This is a genomic window from Jeotgalibacillus aurantiacus, from assembly GCF_020595125.1.
Classification (GTDB): domain Bacteria; phylum Bacillota; class Bacilli; order Bacillales; family Jeotgalibacillaceae; genus Jeotgalibacillus; species Jeotgalibacillus aurantiacus.
On the sequence record NZ_JACNMS010000003.1, the window covers coordinates 137,814 to 157,075 of the forward strand.

Genomic DNA, 19,262 nt, shown 5'->3' on the forward strand with positions numbered 1-19,262 from the left:
CTGATTTTAAAAGCAGTAGTCAGGCAGATTAATTGATTGTCCTGCCCGACCTGTTTTATACTCCTCAACAGTATTTTCTAAAAAGACGTTTTGTGACAAACGCCAAAAAAGGAGTTTTCATCATGAATAAAACTAAAATTAACGACTACCAGGAAATTATCACAGGACGCCGTTCCATTCGTCATTATGATCTGAACGTCAAAATCAGCAAGGAAGAAATGACAGAGATTCTCCAGGAGGCAACACTTGCCCCGTCTTCTGTGAACCTGCAGCCGTGGCGATTCGTCGTGATCGACAGTGAGGAAGGAAAGGAAACGTTAAAGCCACTGGCTAAGTTTAACCAGTCACAGGTCGAAACGTCTTCTGCTGTGATCGCTGTATTTGTGGATATGAACAGCCTTGATTACACAGACGACATTTACAATACAGCCGTTGAAAAAGGATATATGCCTGCCGAGGTCAGAGACAGACAGGTTCCGGCGATCAAAGAAATGCTTGGTGCAGTACCTGAAGAAACGCTGCGTGAAATGAACCTGATCGACGCAGGCCTGGTGTCCATGCAGCTGATGCTGTCCGCCCGCGCATTCGGATATGACACAAACCCGATTGGCGGTTACGAAAAGGATAAAATTGCAGAAGCATACGGTATGGACAAAGACCGCTACTATCCGGTCATGCTCATTTCAATCGGTAAAGCAGCAGACAAGGGCTACCCATCTGTCCGACTGCCAATCGAAGAAATTACGAGTTGGAAATAATTATAGAAAGCAGGCGGAAACATGATTATCATATTAGCCGATTTAACCATTAACCCTGAAAAGGAACAGGCTTTTCGCGAAGCGGTCAAGCCGCTCGTTGCAGCGTCTCAAAAAGAGGAAGGCAATATCTCTTATTCTTTGAAGCAGGACGTTGAAAACCCTGCGCACTTTACCATGGTCGAAATGTGGGAAAGTGCTGAGGCGATTCAAAAGCACAACGAAGCGGAACACTTTAAAGCTTTTTCAGCTCAAGCAGCCGGATTTTTAGCTGGACCTGTGACCGTGAGAAGCTTTGATGCGAATGAACTGAAGTAAACAAACAAGCCGGCATCACCCGTTTGGTGATGCCGGCTTGTTTTTTGAACTCCGGTTCCAGATGAAGTTCGTTCAATCAACAGTTTCTAGGGTGCTATCAACAAAAGTTGATGTGTGATCGATGGCCTATCAACATCAAGTGGCTTGCTATCGACAGAAAAGGTTGTGAGATCGCCCACCATGGCTCTTTCCATTAAAAAGGTAATGCGAAAGGCTAATGCATGCTGGAGTATCGACAATCTGGTGGGCGTCAAGCACAAAAAAGAAGTTGCTTACAACGTTAATAAGTCCGCTAACGACAGAAAAAGCCCGGCTAACGACGTTTTGCATCTGGTTTGAGATGCTAACGACAAAAATCGGTCTGCTTACGACAGAAAAGGTTGTGAGATCGACAGAAAACTGGTGAGATCGCCCACCATGACTCTTTCCATTAAAAAGGTAATGCGAAAGGCTAATGCATGCTGGAGTATCGACAATCTGGTGGGCGCTAAGCACAAAAAAGAAGTTGCTTATAACGTTAATCAGTCCGCTAACGACAAAAAAAGGCTGGCTAACGACGTTTTGCATCTGGTTTGAGATGCTAACAACAAAAATCGGTCTGCTTACGACAGAAAAGGTTGTGAGATCGACAGAAAACTGGTGAGATCGCCCACCATGACTCTTTCCATTAAAAAGGTAATGCGAAAGGCTAATGCATGCTAGAGTATCGACAATCTGGTGGGCGCTAAGCACAAAAAAGAAGTTGCTTACAACGTTAATAAGTCCGCTAACGACAGAAAAAGCCTGGCTAACGACGTTTTGCATCTGGTTTGAGATGCTAACAACAAAAATCGGCCGGCTTACGACAGAAAAGGTTGTGAGATCGACAATAAGATTTCCTCTATCGACATTAATATACTAATCGTCCTCTGTCGTGCTAATGACCTAACTCCTTCTGAACTTCTTCATCGAACTGTTCAATGATTTGCCGGGGATCGCTCGTTTCATATTCTTCCTGCAAAATCGGCTCGAGCTCAAGCCACATCAGGTTTTTTTCGTATAAATCCCGTTCATAGTCATGGTTCAGCTCTTCAAGCGTAAGTCCCAATGCATCAGCTAAAGCCAGGTGCTCCGGCAGCTCACTCGTGTCTGGTCCCTGTGAAATAAATTCATCCAGCTCCTCATTTGATACTGTCACACCATATTTTTCACTGGCTAAACGAATCCAGGTGGCCAATTCATCCTGTTGCTGTTCGGCAAGTTGAATCACCTGAGCCTCATTCAGATCCGTTTCATAGTACAGCGCTTCCTGCACCAGGGTATATATGATCCATCGTCCAAGAGATGTTTCGGCGTCATAGGATTCCGCTTCGGCAATCGCCGTATCATATACTTCTTTATAATCATCATAAGTAAAGGTATTAGCAATTTGCTGTTGTTCTTCAGAGGTTTTATAGTCTATATCGACTTGTCCGTTGGCAACAGGCTGACAACCTGCAATCATTAATACCCCGGTAATCATCATTGGCCAGAATCTCATCTTTTTCAACATCATCCCCCCATAGTTCATTAAATGTAAATCAGTACACTATCTATTTTAACATTTGATCAGGGTGGAGATGTTAAAAAGAGAAAAATATGTCATTTTAAATTTTGATTTTTAAAAGCATGGTTTGATTATGTACCTTTGAAATTACAAGATCCTTCAAGCTGGTTTGAATGTGATAAAGTTGATTGAAAAAGTGTATTGGAGGGGAAATGTCATGGAAAGCATGCCGGAAAAAAATCTGTTTATGATGTGCAGAGAGATTAAGCGGACTGCATTCAGCTCTATGCCTGAAGGCTTTACTATAAGGTCGATGAAAAAGGAGGATATGGAGGCATGGCTGGCAATGCCTTTTGATGATGAGGCTACGGCGAAAGAATACCGGTCATTTATGGTGGATTATTTCAACCGCGTGTATCTTCAGGATGAAGAACAGTTTTATAACAAAACTTTATTTGTTTTTAATGAGCAAAACCAGCCAGTCGCAACCTGTGCAACATGGAAAGCTTATGGGGAATTTACAACCATTCACTGGTTTAAGGTGATAAAGGAATACGAGGGACAAGGCATAGGCAGAGCGTTGTTGACGATTAATATGGATGGGTTGAATAGTTGTGACTATCCTGTTTATCTGCACACTCAGCCTGAAAGCTTCAGAGCGATAAAGCTTTATTCAGACTTTGGTTTTCAACTGCTCACAGATAAACGTTTTGGAACAAGGGACAATCATCTCGAAGAATGCTTGTCCTATTTAGAAAAAGTTATGCCTTCGCAGGACTTTCATCAGCTGACTTTGACAGAAGCGCCGGCGGATTTCAAGAAAGCATTGAAGGATGTAGTGACGGAGGAGTTTTGAAACTAGAATACGTTGTGTTTTGTCTAAAGAGGTAGGGAAGGGGGCAACTGAATCGGGGTGAAAAAGGCCTAGATTACTTCTTTTACAAGCCCTTTTTTCGACTTTGAACAATGTAACCACCTAAGCACATGATCAGACCAGCGAAAACGTTGAGCAATAAATTACCGGCTGTGCCAAACTGGTCTATTGTTAAAGATATTAAAAAACAACCAATGAAAAGAATGAAAAAGCCAATGAATATTCTCATACAGTATCACCTCTTGATATGATAATTTTACCAATAATGAAATAGAAACACATCCCCAACCCGAATCTTTAGACACAGCTTTCTTTGGGCGTTATCATACACCTAACACTGACTTAAAAACAGAAAGGGTGACGAACATGAAAGTATTAGTGATTGGAGCAAATGGTCAGGTAGGGAAACATCTGGTGGCGAAAATTCAGGACACAGGTGACATTAAGGCAAAAGCGATGATCCGCAAAGAGGAGCAGGTTCCGTATTTTGAGGATCTGGGCGCTGAAACGGTGTTAACGGATCTTGAAAAAGCTGATATTGATGAGATTGCAAAAGCAGTTGAGGGAACGGATGCGATCGTCTTTACAGCAGGATCCGGTCCTAAGACAGGTGCTGATAAAACGATGCTGATTGACCTCGATGCTGCGGTGAAGACAATTGAAGCGGCTAAGAAAGCCGGCGTAAAGCGTTATATCATGGTCAGCTCGTTTGATACGACGCGTGAAGCGATTCAGTCTGCACCGTCCTCATTTGCACCGTATGTTGTCGCGAAGCATTACGCGGACGTCTGGTTACGTGCAACAGATCTCGATTACACGATTGTTCACCCTGGCGGACTGACAAATGACGCCGCAACCGGTAAAGTACAGGCAGCTGAAAATGTGGGACGCGGTGAAATCCCGCGTGAGGATGTCGCAAGCGTGCTGCTCGCAACGCTGCAAAACGACTCGACGATCGGAAAAGAATTTCAGGTAGTCAGCGGGGAAACCGCTGTTGACGATGCCGTGAAGGTTTTATAACTGAACATCATAACACCCATCCTGAAAGCTTACAGGGTGGGTGTTTTTATTGTATAAATGTTTAGATCTTGATGGTAAAATCAAGAAAAAGAGTACGGGGGTTTGGCTGATGAAGAAGCTTTCAATGGTGGTGATATTAATAGTTGTGCTGTCCCTTAGCGGATGGTTTGCGTTTGACTATGTGAGTCAGGCGGGAAGCTTCAATAAAACAAGTCACTCTTCCATACATGACCTTTCTGCGTTTGAGCAGGGTAAAGAGATATATCTGTCCTATGGTGTGACGTGGGAAGGCATTGGGACACCTGAATTGAAGGGAATTGAAGTGAGACAAAAAGGTCTGACACTGGAAAGGGAAGCTGCAGATTTTCACGTGGAGACATTGATCAATCCAGACATGACGATAGGTACATTTTCCACTGATTCTGTTCACGAGCTAAACATGGATGAATCTTTACTTGAGGTCGAAGGCTTTCAGGTGGAAGGGCCGTTTCAGATTATCCTTCGTGTGTCTGGCAAGGATATGCGAGAAGATTTTGATGTGACGGAGCTTGCCGTGACGTATGAGAAATTTGGTGTAGAGCTGACGGAGTATATTGAAATGGATGAGGGCGTGCTGGAGCTGGAGTAGATGGATACGCTGTCTCATTTTGTGAAGTAATCCTGGGAGAGACGGTTTGAAGGAATCGGGCTTGGGAGTGAAGGAATCATGCGGGTGAATGAGGGGATTCGGCTACCTGAATGAAGGAATGATGGTGGCCCCAAACGCTAATGAAGGAATGATTTTTTCAAACGAGGGAATAAAATTTTGAAAAGAAGGAATAAAAATCTGGAAAGAATGAATAAGTCGGACGAGTGAAGGAATCCCACCGATCGCACCCACCTAGCCACCACCCCAACCAAAAAACAGACCCCCTCAAAAGGGAGCCTGCTCTATCATCCTTACGACTCGTTAATCACTACATCCTTCAACTGGTAAAGGCCGCTTGGGTTCATCCAGAAGCCTTCCACATTGTCAGCGTGGCCAGCCAGATAAGTCTGGTGCTGCAGGTAAATCATCGGTGCGAGCTCAATCAGACGTTCCTGTGCATCGCGGTATAGTTGAGCCTGCACAGCTTCATCATTCGTTTGTCTGGCTTCTTCAAGGTTGGCATCAATCTCTTCATCGCGCAGCATAAAACGGTTTCCTGCTGAACCAATTTGTGATGAGTGGAACAGTGAATACAGTCCGTTATCTGCGTTCGCATTCTGGTTGGACCATCCGAGAATGAACATGTCGTGATTACCCTGTGCTGTCTGATCGAGGTAAGCACCCCACTCCAGCACTTCAACCTCAACATTTACGCCGATTTGTGAAAGAGCGTCCTGTACTGCAACTGCGATATTTTCGCGCTCCGGATTGTCATTGGTCCAGATTGTTGTGTCAAATCCGTTTTCATAGCCGGCTTCTGCAAGCAATGCCTTCGCCTGCTCCACATCATATTCGAGACCCGGCAGATCATTGGCTGCGTTTGGTACCGGCGGCGCAAGTGGACCTGTCGCGACCGTTCCGTAACCGTCATAAATTCCGTTGATGATTTCCTCTTTGTTGATGGCCATTGAAATCGCCTGTCTTACGCGAACATCATTAAAAGGCTCTTTTTCTAAATTAAAACCGATATAATTTAATCCGACGCTGTCCTGAGTGGTCAGAGAAGCATTTTCAAGCTGTTCGACACGTGCTGCTTCATTTGGCGCGAGTGGATCAATGATATGGGCATAACCTGTTTCAAGGTTGGCGACGCGCGTTGAGCCTTCCGGTACGATCTGAAATTTTACAGAATCGTAGTCAACCGGACCATCCCAATAATCCTCGTTTTTTGCTAAAATCATTTCCTCACCCGGCGTCCAGCTATCAAATTTTAAGAAGCCGGTACCTGCAGGGTTGTTATTCACATACGTTCCTGGCTGCTCGCCGTTTGCCATCGCTTCATAGTCTGCTTCAATGGAAGCCGGACTCACAATCGAGCCACCTACGTTTGACAGGTTTGCTAAAAGTGGAGCAAATGGGTAACTCAAGTTAAAGCGAACCGTGTAATCATCCACAACCTCGACGCTTTCGACCATTTCAAACTGAACAGCCCGGGGAGAACCGATTTCCTCATCTAAAATGCGATCAAAGTTTACTTTTACAGCCTCCGCGTTAAAAGGGGTTCTGTCATGAAACTCCACACCTTCCCGAAGCTTAAATTCCCACGTTACATCATCAATTGTTTCCCAGGATTCTGCAAGAGCCGGCTGAATTTCAGCATTTTCATCCTGCGTCACGAGGCGTTCATACACCTGAATCTGCATATTGGCAGACGGGATATCGTTTGTTAAATGAACATCCATGGACACCGCATCTGACAGAGTGGCAATGACAAGCTCGCCACCGCCATTTGAAGAGGATCCTTCAGATGAGGACGATTCACTGCCGCCCGCACATGCTGATAAGATAAGCGTTAATACAATCATTGCCGTTAACATCCAAGTTTTTCTCATGTTGCACTCCTCCTGATGTGAAATTTATTTAGTGTTACGAAAATTCTAATAATTGAAATTATAATCAGGGTCTTGCTGTGAAATCAACCTTAATTTGAGAATGATTCTTTTTAACCGTTTAAAGTGAAAGAGTAAGGTGATGTGATGGTCACTTCTTTTATGTAGGAACAGGAAAATTTAGTTTAGCGAAATAAATAGGCTGTGAAGATGACTTGTGATGGAATTGATTGCTGAAGTGAAGGGATTAAGTCCGGTAGTGAAGGAATTCGGAGACTGTAATGAAGGGATTATGCGGTCAGGAGACCTTAGTGAAGGAATACATTTTTCAAACGATCGAATAAAATTCTGATAAGAAAGGATAAAAATCTGGAAGGACTGAATCACTTCCACGAGTAAAGGAATCCAGCCATCCATCTCCAGCTTATCCTCATCCTGCAATCCTCCATATAAAAACGGACCCTTTTTCAGGATCCGTTTTTTATATAAATTTAGGGGGGAACAGGATTAATGGTCGTGCGCTTCGCCTTTTTTCAGTGCGATGACCGCAGTTGGCGGAGTTTCAAATGTTTTTACTACCTCAACTTCCTGATGAGCAAGATCAACAAGTGTCAGGTTCATCTCAGCCGGGTCTGTAATATAAAGGTTTCCTTCAACGAGTGACATAGATGGACTTGGTGCGCCGTGTCCATGCCCTTCAGATGGTGCGATTGGTTCAATGGAAGAAATGCTTCCTTCGATTTCCACGGTCGATAAATGAACGGTATAAACCTCACCATCCTTACCAAGGACATAAGCGTGTTCTTCGTCCATCGCCATGCTGCCAACGTATTCCGTACCTAAGTCAACTGTACTTACGGAACGTTCGTTTAAATCAAGAATGGAGATATGTGTATTTAATTCGGGATTCTCCTCGCTGCTGTAATTACCGACGATGTAGTCAGCGTTATCTAATCCTTTTAGTGTTCCGACGCGTGCGTTTTGATCAGGTAAAGGAATTTCAATCGCTTCCTGTTCAGTTACGCTGTAAATCAGCAGCTGTCCCTCGCAGCCGAAGGCAATCGTTTCAGTGTCGCCGGAACCGCCGGATGCTTCACCGTGAAGGCCTGGACATCCCGCAAAACGTTCTACTTCTTCGCCGGCTGCATCAAATAGTGCTACGCCTTCCGGAAGTGGCTGAGGGTTATCTTCAGGTGTGTAAGACGCTAAAACATGTCCATCCGGCAGCGGCACTGCCACACCATGATGAGGTGCAACCTGAATGGTCGTGACCGGTGTCAGTTCGTTTTCAGTTGTAAAGGCAGTCTCATCGAATACTTGAACCTCACCACTGCCATCATAAAAAATTGCAGAATAGCCTCCGTGATTAACGAAATGAGTAGGTTCATCTCCGATTAATTCAAAAGTAGAAAGGGATGGAGCTTCCACGTAATCATGGGCATGATCACCGTGTGCCTCAGACCAGACACCAGAATCTAAAAGCTTTACGCTGCCACTTTCACGATCACTCACAAAAAGGTGGCGATCGTCCGCTGCGAGACGAATCGCAGATGTTTTTGTATCAAAGGATTCTGTTGCTTCATAACCTTCGCTGTCAATAATCCATACACCATTTTCGTGAGAGACAGCAAGCCGTGCATGACTTGAGGCGTGCTCATGATCGTGGTGCTCGTCTTCCTCATGTTCTTCTTTGTTTGACTGCGTTGCTTCCTCTGCTTGTGACGCGCTTGTCTCCGGACTTTCTTCCTGCGCGGTGTCACTCGTGTTACAGGCAGCAAGAATGAGTGTGCCCAGGACAGACCACAGCACGATTAAAAAACGATTCATTCGTATTAGCACTCCTTCTATGTAAATAATAACGATTACGATTTACATCATAAACGCTAGAGAAAGTTTATGCAAGCAGGAATCAAAAAATGCATGGAATTGGTCAGAAGAATAAAAGATAAGTGATGCAGTTTGAGTGATCAAAGTAAGAAGGCGAACTGCCAATGAGAAAGGATTTCTAAGAGTGAAGGAATCCTGAAAACCGGCTCCAGCCACACTCACACTCCCCGTTAACCAACGTCATTTAGCGACAAGAGCCCTGCAAACCTAAGGTCTATTTCGTACATGTATGAACGAAAATCAATACAATCTCGTTCAACCTCAGGACTATTTATCCTGAAATTGGGTATTAGTTCATTATGTAATGCGATGCGACCAAAGCACTCATTTATGGAATGAGTGAAACATTCCCATATAAGAGTCGTAATGAATAACCGAGGTGAACTTATTATGTATTATCAGGAACCGAAAACAGATACGTTTTATTCTGTGGCATATGTGATTATGTTTGGAGTTGCGATTTTATTTTTAAGTGCGGTCACGTTGTTGCCTATTGTGTTGTTTTTTATCTATCAGGCCTCATGGATCTGGTTTATCGCGTGGATGACACCGTTGTTTGGCTGGCTGAACTGGTTGACGATCCGGCATGCGGAAAAGGTGTTTTGGAAAGAGAAGCATCATGCTCATTATGAAGTAAGAGACGGTCACTTTTACGGAACCACCTATCGAATTGAAGAAAAGCAGCGGAAAAGAGAACATTCTTTTCCAATCTCGGATATTAATAGAGTCGTGATGCTGCCTTACATTATCAGGATCGTGACGAGGCCGAGCAGGGAGTTTTATGACTATGGCAATGCTCCAAGAACGATTAAAGTGACTGCTCCAATGATTGCTGTTGTAACGGACAATGATCTGGTTGAAATGCTGATGGCTGAAAATGATATGACGACAGTCGACCAGTGGGTGAAGTTTTTTGAAGAACAGGAAGTCCCCATTTCTTATTCATCAAAACTGTTATACTTTTATGCGAATAAAAAATGGTATAGTCGTACACAAAGGCACCAGCATCTCCTGAATGATGAGAACGTAGTGTTATTTAAGCCGTCAGCATACAGTAATATCGTTGAGGCGAGTGAAATCCTTCACAGAGAATGGACTAGAAAGGTCAATGATGATTTATCGATTGATGAATTGAATGAATTACATGAGAAAAAGTTGAAGAAGCGTAAAAGAGGCAGATTGATCAGCGCCTTTGTTTTGGGGTTCTTTATACTCCTAGCCTTTTTATCTGTCATTTAAACGGAGGGAGCATCATGAAGCAATTATCACCGTCGCAAATCAGAGAAATGATTCGTGTAAATGAATGGACAAAGCCGACTGCCGGACTGGCAAACGGCTATATCCAGACAAACCTTGCCGTACTGCCAAAGGATCTGGCGTTTGAGTTTCTATTGTTTTGTCAGCGTAATCCGAAGCCGTGTCCGATTATTGATGTAGTAGAAGCAGGCGAAATCTCGGCCCGGTTCGCAGCACCCGATGCCAATTTGAAAACAGATATTCCGAAATACCGCATTTATCGAAATGGTGAGATGACGGAAGAGTGCGAGAACGTTTCTGACATTTGGGATGAGAATATGGTTGGTTTTTTAATTGGATGCAGCTTTACGTTTGAGGAGGCTCTTCTGCAAAACGGGATTCCGATTCGTCATCATGAAGAGCAGTGTAATGTACCGATGTATAAAACGAATATTGCATGTACGAAAGCCGGGCGCTTTCAAGGGCCGATGGTGGTCAGCATGCGCCCAATGAGCGAGCAGGAAGCGATACGTGCCGTTCAAGTAACGAGCCGTTTTCCGTCTGTGCATGGTGCACCGGTCCATATCGGAAATCCTGAAAAAATCGGAATACAGGACATCCATCAGCCCAATTTTGGTGATGCCGTCACGATCAAAGAAGGCGAAGTTCCGGTATTTTGGGCGTGTGGTGTTACACCGCAGGCCATCGCCATGCACGTAAAACCTGAGCTTATGATCACACATTCGCCTGGGCATATGTTTATCACAGATTTGAAGAACGAAGAGTTTTCAGTTTTGTAGAGATACAGTTATGGAATTACCTCCTTGTTGAGAACAAGGGGGTTCTTCTGTTTTAAAACACCACCAAAAAATCCATACATATTTTAGAATGAATGGTATCCTTAAGTTAACAGTTAATGACAAAAGGGGGGATGCCATTTGTTTTGGGATGAAAGTTCATTCACTGTGTTGATCATATTCGTAATTATGTTTGCGGTTGGATCGTTTTTAAATATTATGTTTAAAACGACTAAAAGACGTGACTGGCTGACCATGTTTCTATTTTGTTTTGTATTTTCGGCTTTTTTTGTTGGTGTGCTGAATTAGGGATAGGGGGAGTGAAATGCACAGATACGGGCCAGGTATTTTAATTTCGATCATCATATTTCTCGTGCTTGTTGTCATCAATGATTGGTACTATGCCAATACAGGGCCGTTAAATGCGATTGTGATGGTGCTGTCCAGCTACTGTATCTTATTTCCTTATCTCATTGAGAAGAAAAAATGGAAAACCCATCTATTATTTTTCCTGATGTTGATCGTAGTCATTTCATTTTCCATTCCACAGGTTACATATGTCGAGGCGGAGTCAACGGCTGCGGAGGAATATGGATTGGTTGACATCACAGACAGAGGGAATATGCCGTTAATGATAGAACGATGGGAAGACCGGATTAACCCTTTTCATCCTCACACTGCTTATTATTTTTCAGGAGTGAATGAAGATGGGAAAAATGTTTCTGTGATGGTGACAGCTGACGGGAAGAGAATAGTGGAAATAAATCCATAACGAAGAGCGATCCTTCTCATAACTGGGGTCGCTTTTTCATTGGCAATGAATATCCCTTTTAAAAAACCTGTTGCAATCGCTTACAAGATGTTCTATAATTCAAATCAATTAATCCGAAACGTTTCGGGAGCGTGATGAAATGACGACTATAAAAGATATTGCAAAGACAGCCGGCGTTTCCGTAACAACTGTTTCGCGTGCCCTAAATGGGTATTCGGATGTAAACGAAGCGACCCGTAAAAAGATTGTAGAAACAGCAAGACAATTAAATTATGCCCCTAACACGATTGCCCGGAGTCTGGTCATGAAGAAGTCGAAAACGATTGGGCTACTCGTATCAGGATTTATCAGGGAAAGTCTGAAGGATAATTTTATGCTGAATGTACTGGCAGGGGTCAATGACTTTGCCTCTACAACAGAGTATGACATCGTCCTGTTCAATACGAATTCCTCAAAACAGCGTGAAAAGACTTATCATCAGCTGTGCCGTGAACGTCAGGTAGACGGTGTTGTCATCCAGGGGATTAAAACGGATGATCCTTACCTTGAAGAAATCATCGATGCAGATATCCCATGTGTGCTGGTCGATATCCCGAAAATCGGACCAAAAACCGGATATGTTTCGACAGATAATATTGCCGGAGCTTACGAAGCAGGGAAGCATCTGATTGAGCTTGGTCATCAAAAGATCGCCATGATTAATGGGCATGATCAGGCATTTGTCAGTAAAGAGCGTCTTGTTGGCTTTGAAAAAGCATTAAAGGAATCTGGACTGAAGCTGCTTCAGGTAGAAGATGGAGGATTTTCTGAAGAAGGCGGGAGAGCAAGCTTGCTGAATATAATGAGTCAGAACCCTGATGTAACTGCAATTTTCTGTGCAAGTGATTTAATGGCCATCGGAGCTTTGTCAGCATTAAAGGAACTCGGCAAAAGTGCACCTGAAGACTTGTCGATCGTCGGATATGACGATATTTTACTTGCTAAATATGTAACACCTGCTCTAACCACGGTTTCACAGGATACGCACGGACTAGGTTATGAAGCGGCTAAAATGCTGATCGGCATGCTCGAGGGACAGCAGCCTGGAAAGACAATTGTAAAACACGAACTAATGATTCGCGACTCAAGCCAACAGTGTCTATAATTTATCGGCGCAAGATAAGCTTGGGTTCTTTTTTTGACTAAATCCGAAACGTTTCGGATCTTGATAGGAGAGGCTTTTATGAACTATAGAGTAATCAAAGAAAACGATTTGTTTTTACTGACTGATGAAAAGGGAGATATTGTTCCTAATCATACATATGAGCTTGGGCTCTACACAAAGGACACGAGGTTTTTAAGTAAATTCAAACTATTGATCAACGGCGAGTCACCGATTCCGTTGCATTCAGATGGCGGTGAAAATTATCGATCAACGATTTTGCTAACGAACCCTCATCAGGAAAGAGATGGCGAGCTGATTCTTTGGCGCGAGTCGATTCAGCTTGAGCGGACAAGATTCATTCATGATGATGTTCTATATGAAACGGTAAAGGCAACCAGCTATTTTCCGAAGGAAGTTACTTTTAATCTTGGCCTTCAAGCAGATGCTGATTTTGCGGATATGTTCATTGTACGAGGTTTTCAAAATGGAAAGGTTGGAAAAAAGGGCTCCACGATTTCAGAGCCTGGAAGTATTACTTTTACCTATGAGGGAACTGATCAGATCAACCGCAGAACTGTGATCAGCTGGAACGAGCCGGAACGCAATGCGCACGGAGGGACGGTCGATTTTACCTGGACATTAAAGCATGGGGAATCGAAGGAGCTGACGTTCACTGTGGAAGCGCTTCAACAGGATGAGGCAAGTAAGGTGACGGATCAGGAAAGCGCATTGAAAGCACTGCAGCATTCCTACCAGCAGTGGAATGATTCATTACCGCGAATCAGAACAGACCACCATCAGCTGGAGAAACTGATTCAACGTGGTACAGACGATCTGAGAGTGCTGCTGACAGACGTTGGACATGGCTCATTTCCAGTCGCAGGTCTTCCATGGTTTGGCGTTCCATTTGGACGTGACAGTCTGATCGCTGCCCTTCAGCTTTTGCCTTTCAATGCAGAGGTGGCAAAAGGAACGCTGCGCACGATGGCGCATTACCAGGGAACGAAGGTGGATGCATGGAGAGATGAGCAGCCCGGGAAAATCATGCATGAAATTCGTTACGGAGAGCTTGCGAACACAAATCAAATTCCTTTCGCTCCTTACTATGGAAGTGTTGATTCCACACCGCTGTTTCTGATGCTTCTCGTGGAAACGGTGAACTGGACGGGGGATTTGAAGCTGGCAGAGGAGCTGCGTTCCAATATTGATCGTGCTCTTGAATGGATTGATCAATATGGAGACCGTGATGGTGATTTGTTTGTTGAATATCATCAGGAAGCATCAAAGGGGATTGCCAACCAGGGCTGGAAGGATTCCGGTGACTCGGTTGTTCACCGAAATGGTGATTATGCAAAATCTCCAATTGCATTAAGTGAAGTTCAGGGATATGTGTATCAGGCGAAAACGGGTATTGCCACACTTCTTGAGAGGCTGGGTGAATCCGAGCGTGCAGAAGCATTGAGAGATCAGTCAGAACAGTTGAAAGAAAAGTTCAATCAGGATTTCTGGATGGAAGATGTACAATTTTACGCCATCGCATTAGATGAACATAAAAAACAGGTGGGAACGATCACATCAAATCCCGGTCACCTTTTACAGTCAGGCATTCTGACAGAAGAAAGAGCTAATAGAGTCTCTGAACAGCTGACAAATGACAACATGTTCTCAGGATATGGGATCCGGACAATGGCTGTGGGAGAAGCCGGTTATAATCCGATGAGTTATCACGATGGCAGTGTGTGGCCGCATGATAACAGCATGATTCTGCTCGGCATGGGAAAGCTTGGTCATCAAAGACAAATGAACCAGGTGATTGATGGGCTGATCGAGGCCTCCAGACATTTTGAGTATGATCGTCTGCCGGAGCTTTTCTGCGGCTATGATGCATCACTGAATAAAGTGGTTCCATATCCGGTTGCGTGCTCGCCACAGGCGTGGGCTGCCGGAACACCTCTGACATTTATTCAATCCTTGTTAGGGATTTTCCCTGACAGCTTAAATAATAGGATTTTCATTAACCCTGTATTACTTGATTCCATGGATGAGTTACAAATCGATCAACTGAAGGTGGGTGAAGGGGTTCTTTCGCTGAATGTGAAACGAGTTGGAAACAAAGTGAATGTCGACATTGTGAAGAATACAACAGGCTTTGACATCGAAAATCGTTTAACGGCACAAACACATTAAAAGGGGAAAAGGAGCGAATAAGCATGAACAAGAAATGGATGGTTTCAATGAGTGTAACAGCACTTTTAGCAGGAGGCGTATTAGCGGGGTGCAGCTCTGATAATGGTGGGGAAGGCTCTTCTGATGAGGGTGGTAAAACAACAATTACGCTTGCAGGCTGGGGAGGGAATCCGACTGAGCAGGATCTGCTGCAACAGACATTGGATGATTTTGAAGCGCAAAATCCGGATATTGATGTCAAGCTTGAGGTCATTGCAGATCAGTATATGGACGTGATGAAAACGCGGCTGATCGGCGGGGAAGGCCCTGATGTTTTTTATCTGGACGCTTTTGAAGCACCGGCAATGATTGAAACAGGCGTACTTGAACCTTTAGATGACTATGTAACGGAAGAATTTGATGTGGAGGACTTTGAAGCCCCGCTATTGGAGGCTTTCCAGAAAGATGGTGTCACTTACGGATTTCCAAAGGATTACTCTACACTCGCTCTTTTCTACAACAAAACGATGTTTGAAGAGGCTGGCGTAGAGGTGCCGACAACGTGGGAAGAAATGATGGAAGTGTCTAAAGCGCTTACAAAGGATGGCGTTTACGGATATGGTGTAGCACCTGAGCTTGCACGTCAGTATTTTGTAGCCGAATCACTTGGTGGAAGTGTCGTAGAGGATAATATGGCGAACTTCGGCAGTGATGAGGTCATTGAAGCCCTTCAGCCAGTTATTGATCAGCACAACGTAGACAAAACATCTGCGCAACCATCAGAAGTCGGTGCCTCATCAGGTGGAGATATGTTCGGTCAACAGCGTGCGGCAATGGTGATCGAAGGGAACTGGAATATCCCTTACTTAGAAGAAACATTCCCAGAGCTGGAATACGGAACAGCGGAAGTACCAACGATTAACGGTGAAAAAGGCACGATGGCGTTTACGGTTTCTTATGTGATGAATGCTGCCTCTGAGAAGAAGGAAGCATCATGGAAGCTGATTGAGTACCTGACTGGTAAAGAAGGAATGGAAACATGGACAAGTAAAGGGTTCGCTCTTCCGACACGTAAATCAGTTGCTGAAGAGCTCGGTTATGCCAATGATGAGTTGCGCGGTCCGCTTGTAGCAGGTGCAGAGTATGCAACAGTCTGGGCAAATGGAACAAATCTTCCAACGATCACAAACAACTTCAATAACCAGTTTGTCAGTGCGTTTCTGGGTGAGCGTCCACTTGATGAAGCATTAAAAGAAGCAGAGGAACAGGCAAACAGCGAAATTGAGGCCAATAATTAATCAGCCGTAACTTTTAAAAGGAGGAAGCTGACGAAGTAATCGTCAGCTTCTTACTTGAAATGGGAGTGACATAAGATGAACCGTAAATACAGCCGAAAGAGATTGCAGGAAGCGGGACAGGGATATTTCTTTATGTCTCCAACCCTTTTCGTATTAGCCTGTTTTATTCTTGGACCGATTTTTTATGCTGTTTTCCTGTCGTTTCATAACGTTCGTTTACTTGGAGAAACAGCCTTTAACTTCGTGGGATTTGCTAACTATGAGCGGGTTTTCGATGATCGCAGAGCATTGATTGCTTTGTGGAATACATTTAAATACGTGATTATTGTTGTGCCATGTCAAACGGTTCTTGCAATTATTCTTGCAGCAACGTTAAATGCAGGAATGAAGGGTGAAAAGTTTTTCAGGATTGTCTACTTCCTGCCGACGCTGACATCCTCAGCCGTTTTAACATTAATTTTTATGTGGATGTACAATCGGGAAGGATTAATTAACTTTGGTTTAGAAACGCTCGGCCTGCCCACCTATGATTTTATTGGAGACCCTAATATTGCGTTGACGGCAATTATGATAATGAATATTTGGGCAACGGCACCATTCTTTATGGTGATTTATCTGGCAGCCCTTCAGGATATACCGGATTCATTGTATGAAGCAGCAGAATTGGATGGGGCAGGGCCGATTCGTAAATTCTGGTCCATTACGGTTCCGCACTTAAAGCCGATTACCTCGTTTGTTGTGATTATGGGGATCATCGGCACGTTCCAGCTTTTTGACCAGTCTTATATTTTCTCAGGGGGTTCAGGTGGACCGGATAACTCAACCCTAACTGTTGTTCTGTTAATTTACCAGTATGCTTTTAAGACGCTTGATACGATGGGATACGCAACAGCGATTGCCTTTATGCTGGCGATTGTCATCCTCATTGCGACGCTACTTCAGCGCAAGTTTTCAAAAGAGGAAAATCTTTATTAGAAGGGCGGGATTGATGTGAAGAAAAAAACGAGCATTGGACGAATCATTTTGTACGGAATCCTTAGCCTTTATGCGCTTATTACACTGATTCCATTTCTATGGGCGCTGTCATCTTCCTTTAAGCCTTTATCTGAAATTGTCAGTGGTGCGATTACCTTTATTCCCGAAAATTTCACGCTCGATAATTATCGCCAAATTTTTATAGAGGAGGAGCTGTTTCCACGCTGGATGTTTAACAGTGTGTTTATTGCTACCGTCGGAACAGGATTAAATCTGATTTTTAATTCGATGGCGGGTTATGCACTGGCGAGACTATCTTTCCCAGGGAAAAAAGGGCTCTTCATCATTATCCTTGCTGTTCTGATGATTCCGGCACAGGTGACGATGATTCCAAACTATCTGATTCTCCGTGAATTTGGCTGGCTGAACAGCTATCAGGGCATGATTGTACCGTCTATGATCAACGCAACCTTCATCTTTATGATGCGTCAGTTCTTCGTGAATTTCCCGAAGGAGCTTGAAGAGGCAGCTGCGATTGACGGACTGAGTCGGATCGGGACCTTCTTCAAAGTCGTGCTCCCACTTGCAAAGCCTGCGCTTGCTGCCCAGGCGATATTCGTTTTCATGGGCTTCTGGAACGACTTCATGCGACCGCTAATCATCATGACAGACTCAAGCATGTACACCCTGCCACTCGGTCTTAACACGTTCAAGGGTCAGTTCGTCAGCTACTGGAATTACATCATGGCGGCATCAATGGTCTTTACGCTTCCAGTCCTTGTGATTTACGCGTTCTTCAATAAGTACTTTATTAAAGGACTGTCATTAACAGGAGGCAAATAAACGTTTGTTTGATATATGGTAACATGGAGAAAATGGCTCTTTTTAGGAGTCATTTTTTCTTTTTAAAGGAGGAATTTATTTGTACCCGAGAGCAAAGGTGTTTGGACTGATGATTCAGGATGGGAAGCTGCTGCTTGAAGAATACGAGGAAGAGCATGCAAAAGGCAGTGAATATTTTTATCGGCCTCTGGGTGGTTCTATTGAGTTTGGCGAAAGGTCTGATGAAGCGCTTGTGAGGGAGTTTCGGGAAGAGCTTGGATATGTGATTTTGATCGATGAATATGTGACTTGTCTGGAGAATATATTTTTGGTTGATGGAGAGATGGGACATGAAATTATTCAGGTTTACCTTGTGTCATTTCAGGATGATGAAGCTGCTGGGAAATCTGAGTATAGCATTATAGATAAAACTGGTGGCAGAGCGGTGTGGATTTCGATTGAGGAATGCGTTTCAGGGGATCGAGTGCTGTATCCGGAGGGATTGGCTGGAGTTTTGAAAGGCATGTGAATTTTTCGAAGTGATGGAAATAATTTTTGAAACGATTGAATTCGGAGTTGAAGTGATTGAATCGGGGAAGTTAATGAAGGGAAAAACCAGGGTTGAACAGGTTATGATGGAAATAATTTCTGAAACGATTGAAATATTTTTTGAAACGATGGATAAAAATTTTCAAACGATTGAATAAGTGTCACGAGTGATGGAATCCGGATGAGTGCCACTTTTGTCAGGAAATTTAGAGGGAACTGTTCAGGAATCCGCAACATAGCTTACTGATCGAGCCGGATCGTGAGGACCCGACCCGATCATGTTAAATATCTATACGTGCAGTTGAACGTCCACGCTTCTTCAGTCCAATAAAGAGTGCGAAGTTCACTGGAATGAACAACATGACGAAAAAAGACAGGATCATTAAGTAAGGATCTCCGCCAGAAGCAATTTCATCCGATACATATCCGGCAATAATCAGGTTAAAGACTGTGATGAAAAAGGTCACGAAAGAAGTCAGAATCAGCGTGAATGTACTGACCGCTTGTTTTTCTTTTGTCACGATCAGCCTGACACAAACGGCTACCATCCCCATCAGCAAGGTGAACAAGATCATATATTGAAAATCATATATTTCCATAAAGCAGT

At 43.8% G+C, this 19,262-nt stretch carries 19 protein-coding genes; 15 read left to right on the forward strand and 4 right to left on the reverse strand.

Going from position 1 to position 19,262, the window contains the following annotated elements; genetic code table 11:
* Positions 1 to 119: 119 nt before the first annotated feature.
* Together H7968_RS10195 and H7968_RS10200 are read left to right on the forward strand one after the other, a co-directional pair.
* Positions 120 to 758 carry a nitroreductase family protein gene (locus tag H7968_RS10195; protein WP_227396519.1) on the forward strand — a complete coding sequence of 213 codons (639 nt, stop codon included), beginning with the start codon at positions 120 to 122 and terminating at the stop codon, positions 756 to 758.
* 21 nt (positions 759 to 779) lie between these two features.
* Positions 780 to 1,073 carry a putative quinol monooxygenase gene (locus tag H7968_RS10200; RefSeq protein WP_227396051.1) on the forward strand — a complete coding sequence of 98 codons (294 nt, stop codon included), beginning with the start codon at positions 780 to 782 and terminating at the stop codon, positions 1,071 to 1,073.
* Between the two features lie 916 nt (positions 1,074 to 1,989).
* Here H7968_RS10200 and H7968_RS10205 read toward each other — a convergent pair.
* Complete coding sequence (locus H7968_RS10205; RefSeq protein ID WP_227396052.1) at positions 1,990 to 2,601, reverse strand: hypothetical protein; 612 nt, start codon at positions 2,599 to 2,601, stop codon at positions 1,990 to 1,992.
* Between the two features lie 214 nt (positions 2,602 to 2,815).
* On the opposite strand from H7968_RS10205, the gene H7968_RS10210 reads away from it, so the two are divergent.
* From H7968_RS10210 to H7968_RS10220, 3 genes are all read left to right on the forward strand, one after another.
* A complete protein-coding gene (locus tag H7968_RS10210; RefSeq protein WP_227396053.1) occupies positions 2,816 to 3,454 on the forward strand; it encodes a GNAT family N-acetyltransferase in 639 nt (212 codons plus the stop codon).
* A 384-nt stretch (positions 3,455 to 3,838) separates the two neighbouring features.
* Positions 3,839 to 4,492, forward strand: a complete 654-nt coding sequence (locus H7968_RS10215; protein ID WP_227396054.1) for an SDR family oxidoreductase — start codon at positions 3,839 to 3,841, stop codon at positions 4,490 to 4,492.
* 109 nt (positions 4,493 to 4,601) lie between these two features.
* Positions 4,602 to 5,120, forward strand: coding sequence for a hypothetical protein (locus H7968_RS10220; RefSeq protein ID WP_227396055.1), 519 nt, complete (start codon positions 4,602 to 4,604; stop codon positions 5,118 to 5,120).
* 311 nt (positions 5,121 to 5,431) lie between these two features.
* Here the strand turns inward: H7968_RS10220 and H7968_RS10225 are convergent, their stop codons facing one another.
* Together H7968_RS10225 and H7968_RS10230 are read right to left on the reverse strand one after the other, a co-directional pair.
* Positions 5,432 to 7,012, reverse strand: a complete 1,581-nt coding sequence (locus H7968_RS10225; RefSeq protein ID WP_227396056.1) for a glutathione ABC transporter substrate-binding protein — start codon at positions 7,010 to 7,012, stop codon at positions 5,432 to 5,434.
* Positions 7,013 to 7,516: 504 nt separating this feature from the next.
* Positions 7,517 to 8,836, reverse strand: coding sequence for a hypothetical protein (locus H7968_RS10230; protein ID WP_227396057.1), 1,320 nt, complete (start codon positions 8,834 to 8,836; stop codon positions 7,517 to 7,519).
* Between the two features lie 450 nt (positions 8,837 to 9,286).
* Between H7968_RS10230 and H7968_RS10235 the strand changes: the two genes are divergently transcribed.
* The 10 genes from H7968_RS10235 to H7968_RS10280 all read left to right on the forward strand — a co-directional run bounded on the left by H7968_RS10235 (position 9,287) and on the right by H7968_RS10280 (position 18,813).
* Positions 9,287 to 10,135 (forward strand): hypothetical protein, encoded by an 849-nt coding sequence (locus H7968_RS10235; RefSeq protein WP_227396058.1) that lies wholly within the window; start codon positions 9,287 to 9,289, stop codon positions 10,133 to 10,135.
* 14 nt (positions 10,136 to 10,149) lie between these two features.
* On the forward strand, positions 10,150 to 10,932 hold the full coding sequence (locus H7968_RS10240; protein ID WP_227396059.1) for a putative hydro-lyase: 783 nt from the start codon (positions 10,150 to 10,152) through the stop codon (positions 10,930 to 10,932).
* Between the two features lie 322 nt (positions 10,933 to 11,254).
* A complete protein-coding gene (locus H7968_RS10245) occupies positions 11,255 to 11,701 on the forward strand; it encodes an AC76 family protein (RefSeq protein WP_227396060.1) in 447 nt (148 codons plus the stop codon).
* 139 nt (positions 11,702 to 11,840) lie between these two features.
* On the forward strand, positions 11,841 to 12,845 hold the full coding sequence (locus H7968_RS10250; protein ID WP_227396061.1) for a LacI family DNA-binding transcriptional regulator: 1,005 nt from the start codon (positions 11,841 to 11,843) through the stop codon (positions 12,843 to 12,845).
* A gap of 78 nt (positions 12,846 to 12,923) precedes the next feature.
* Positions 12,924 to 15,032, forward strand: a complete 2,109-nt coding sequence (locus H7968_RS10255) for an amylo-alpha-1,6-glucosidase (RefSeq protein WP_227396062.1) — start codon at positions 12,924 to 12,926, stop codon at positions 15,030 to 15,032.
* Between the two features lie 23 nt (positions 15,033 to 15,055).
* Positions 15,056 to 16,309, forward strand: a complete 1,254-nt coding sequence (locus H7968_RS10260; protein ID WP_227396063.1) for an ABC transporter substrate-binding protein — start codon at positions 15,056 to 15,058, stop codon at positions 16,307 to 16,309.
* Between the two features lie 75 nt (positions 16,310 to 16,384).
* Entirely contained in the window at positions 16,385 to 17,284 is a 900-nt protein-coding gene (locus H7968_RS10265; RefSeq protein ID WP_227396064.1) for a carbohydrate ABC transporter permease, read from the forward strand.
* A gap of 15 nt (positions 17,285 to 17,299) precedes the next feature.
* Complete coding sequence (locus H7968_RS10270; RefSeq protein WP_134376162.1) at positions 17,300 to 18,127, forward strand: carbohydrate ABC transporter permease; 828 nt, start codon at positions 17,300 to 17,302, stop codon at positions 18,125 to 18,127.
* Between the two features lie 79 nt (positions 18,128 to 18,206).
* A complete protein-coding gene (locus H7968_RS10275) occupies positions 18,207 to 18,635 on the forward strand; it encodes an NUDIX domain-containing protein (RefSeq protein ID WP_227396065.1) in 429 nt (142 codons plus the stop codon).
* A gap of 10 nt (positions 18,636 to 18,645) precedes the next feature.
* Positions 18,646 to 18,813: a hypothetical protein gene (locus H7968_RS10280; protein ID WP_227396066.1), complete on the forward strand. Its 168-nt coding sequence runs from the start codon at positions 18,646 to 18,648 to the stop codon at positions 18,811 to 18,813.
* 123 nt (positions 18,814 to 18,936) lie between these two features.
* Here H7968_RS10280 and H7968_RS10285 read toward each other — a convergent pair whose 3' ends face one another.
* A complete protein-coding gene (locus H7968_RS10285) occupies positions 18,937 to 19,254 on the reverse strand; it encodes a hypothetical protein (RefSeq protein WP_227396067.1) in 318 nt (105 codons plus the stop codon).
* Between the last annotated feature and the right edge of the window lie 8 nt (positions 19,255 to 19,262).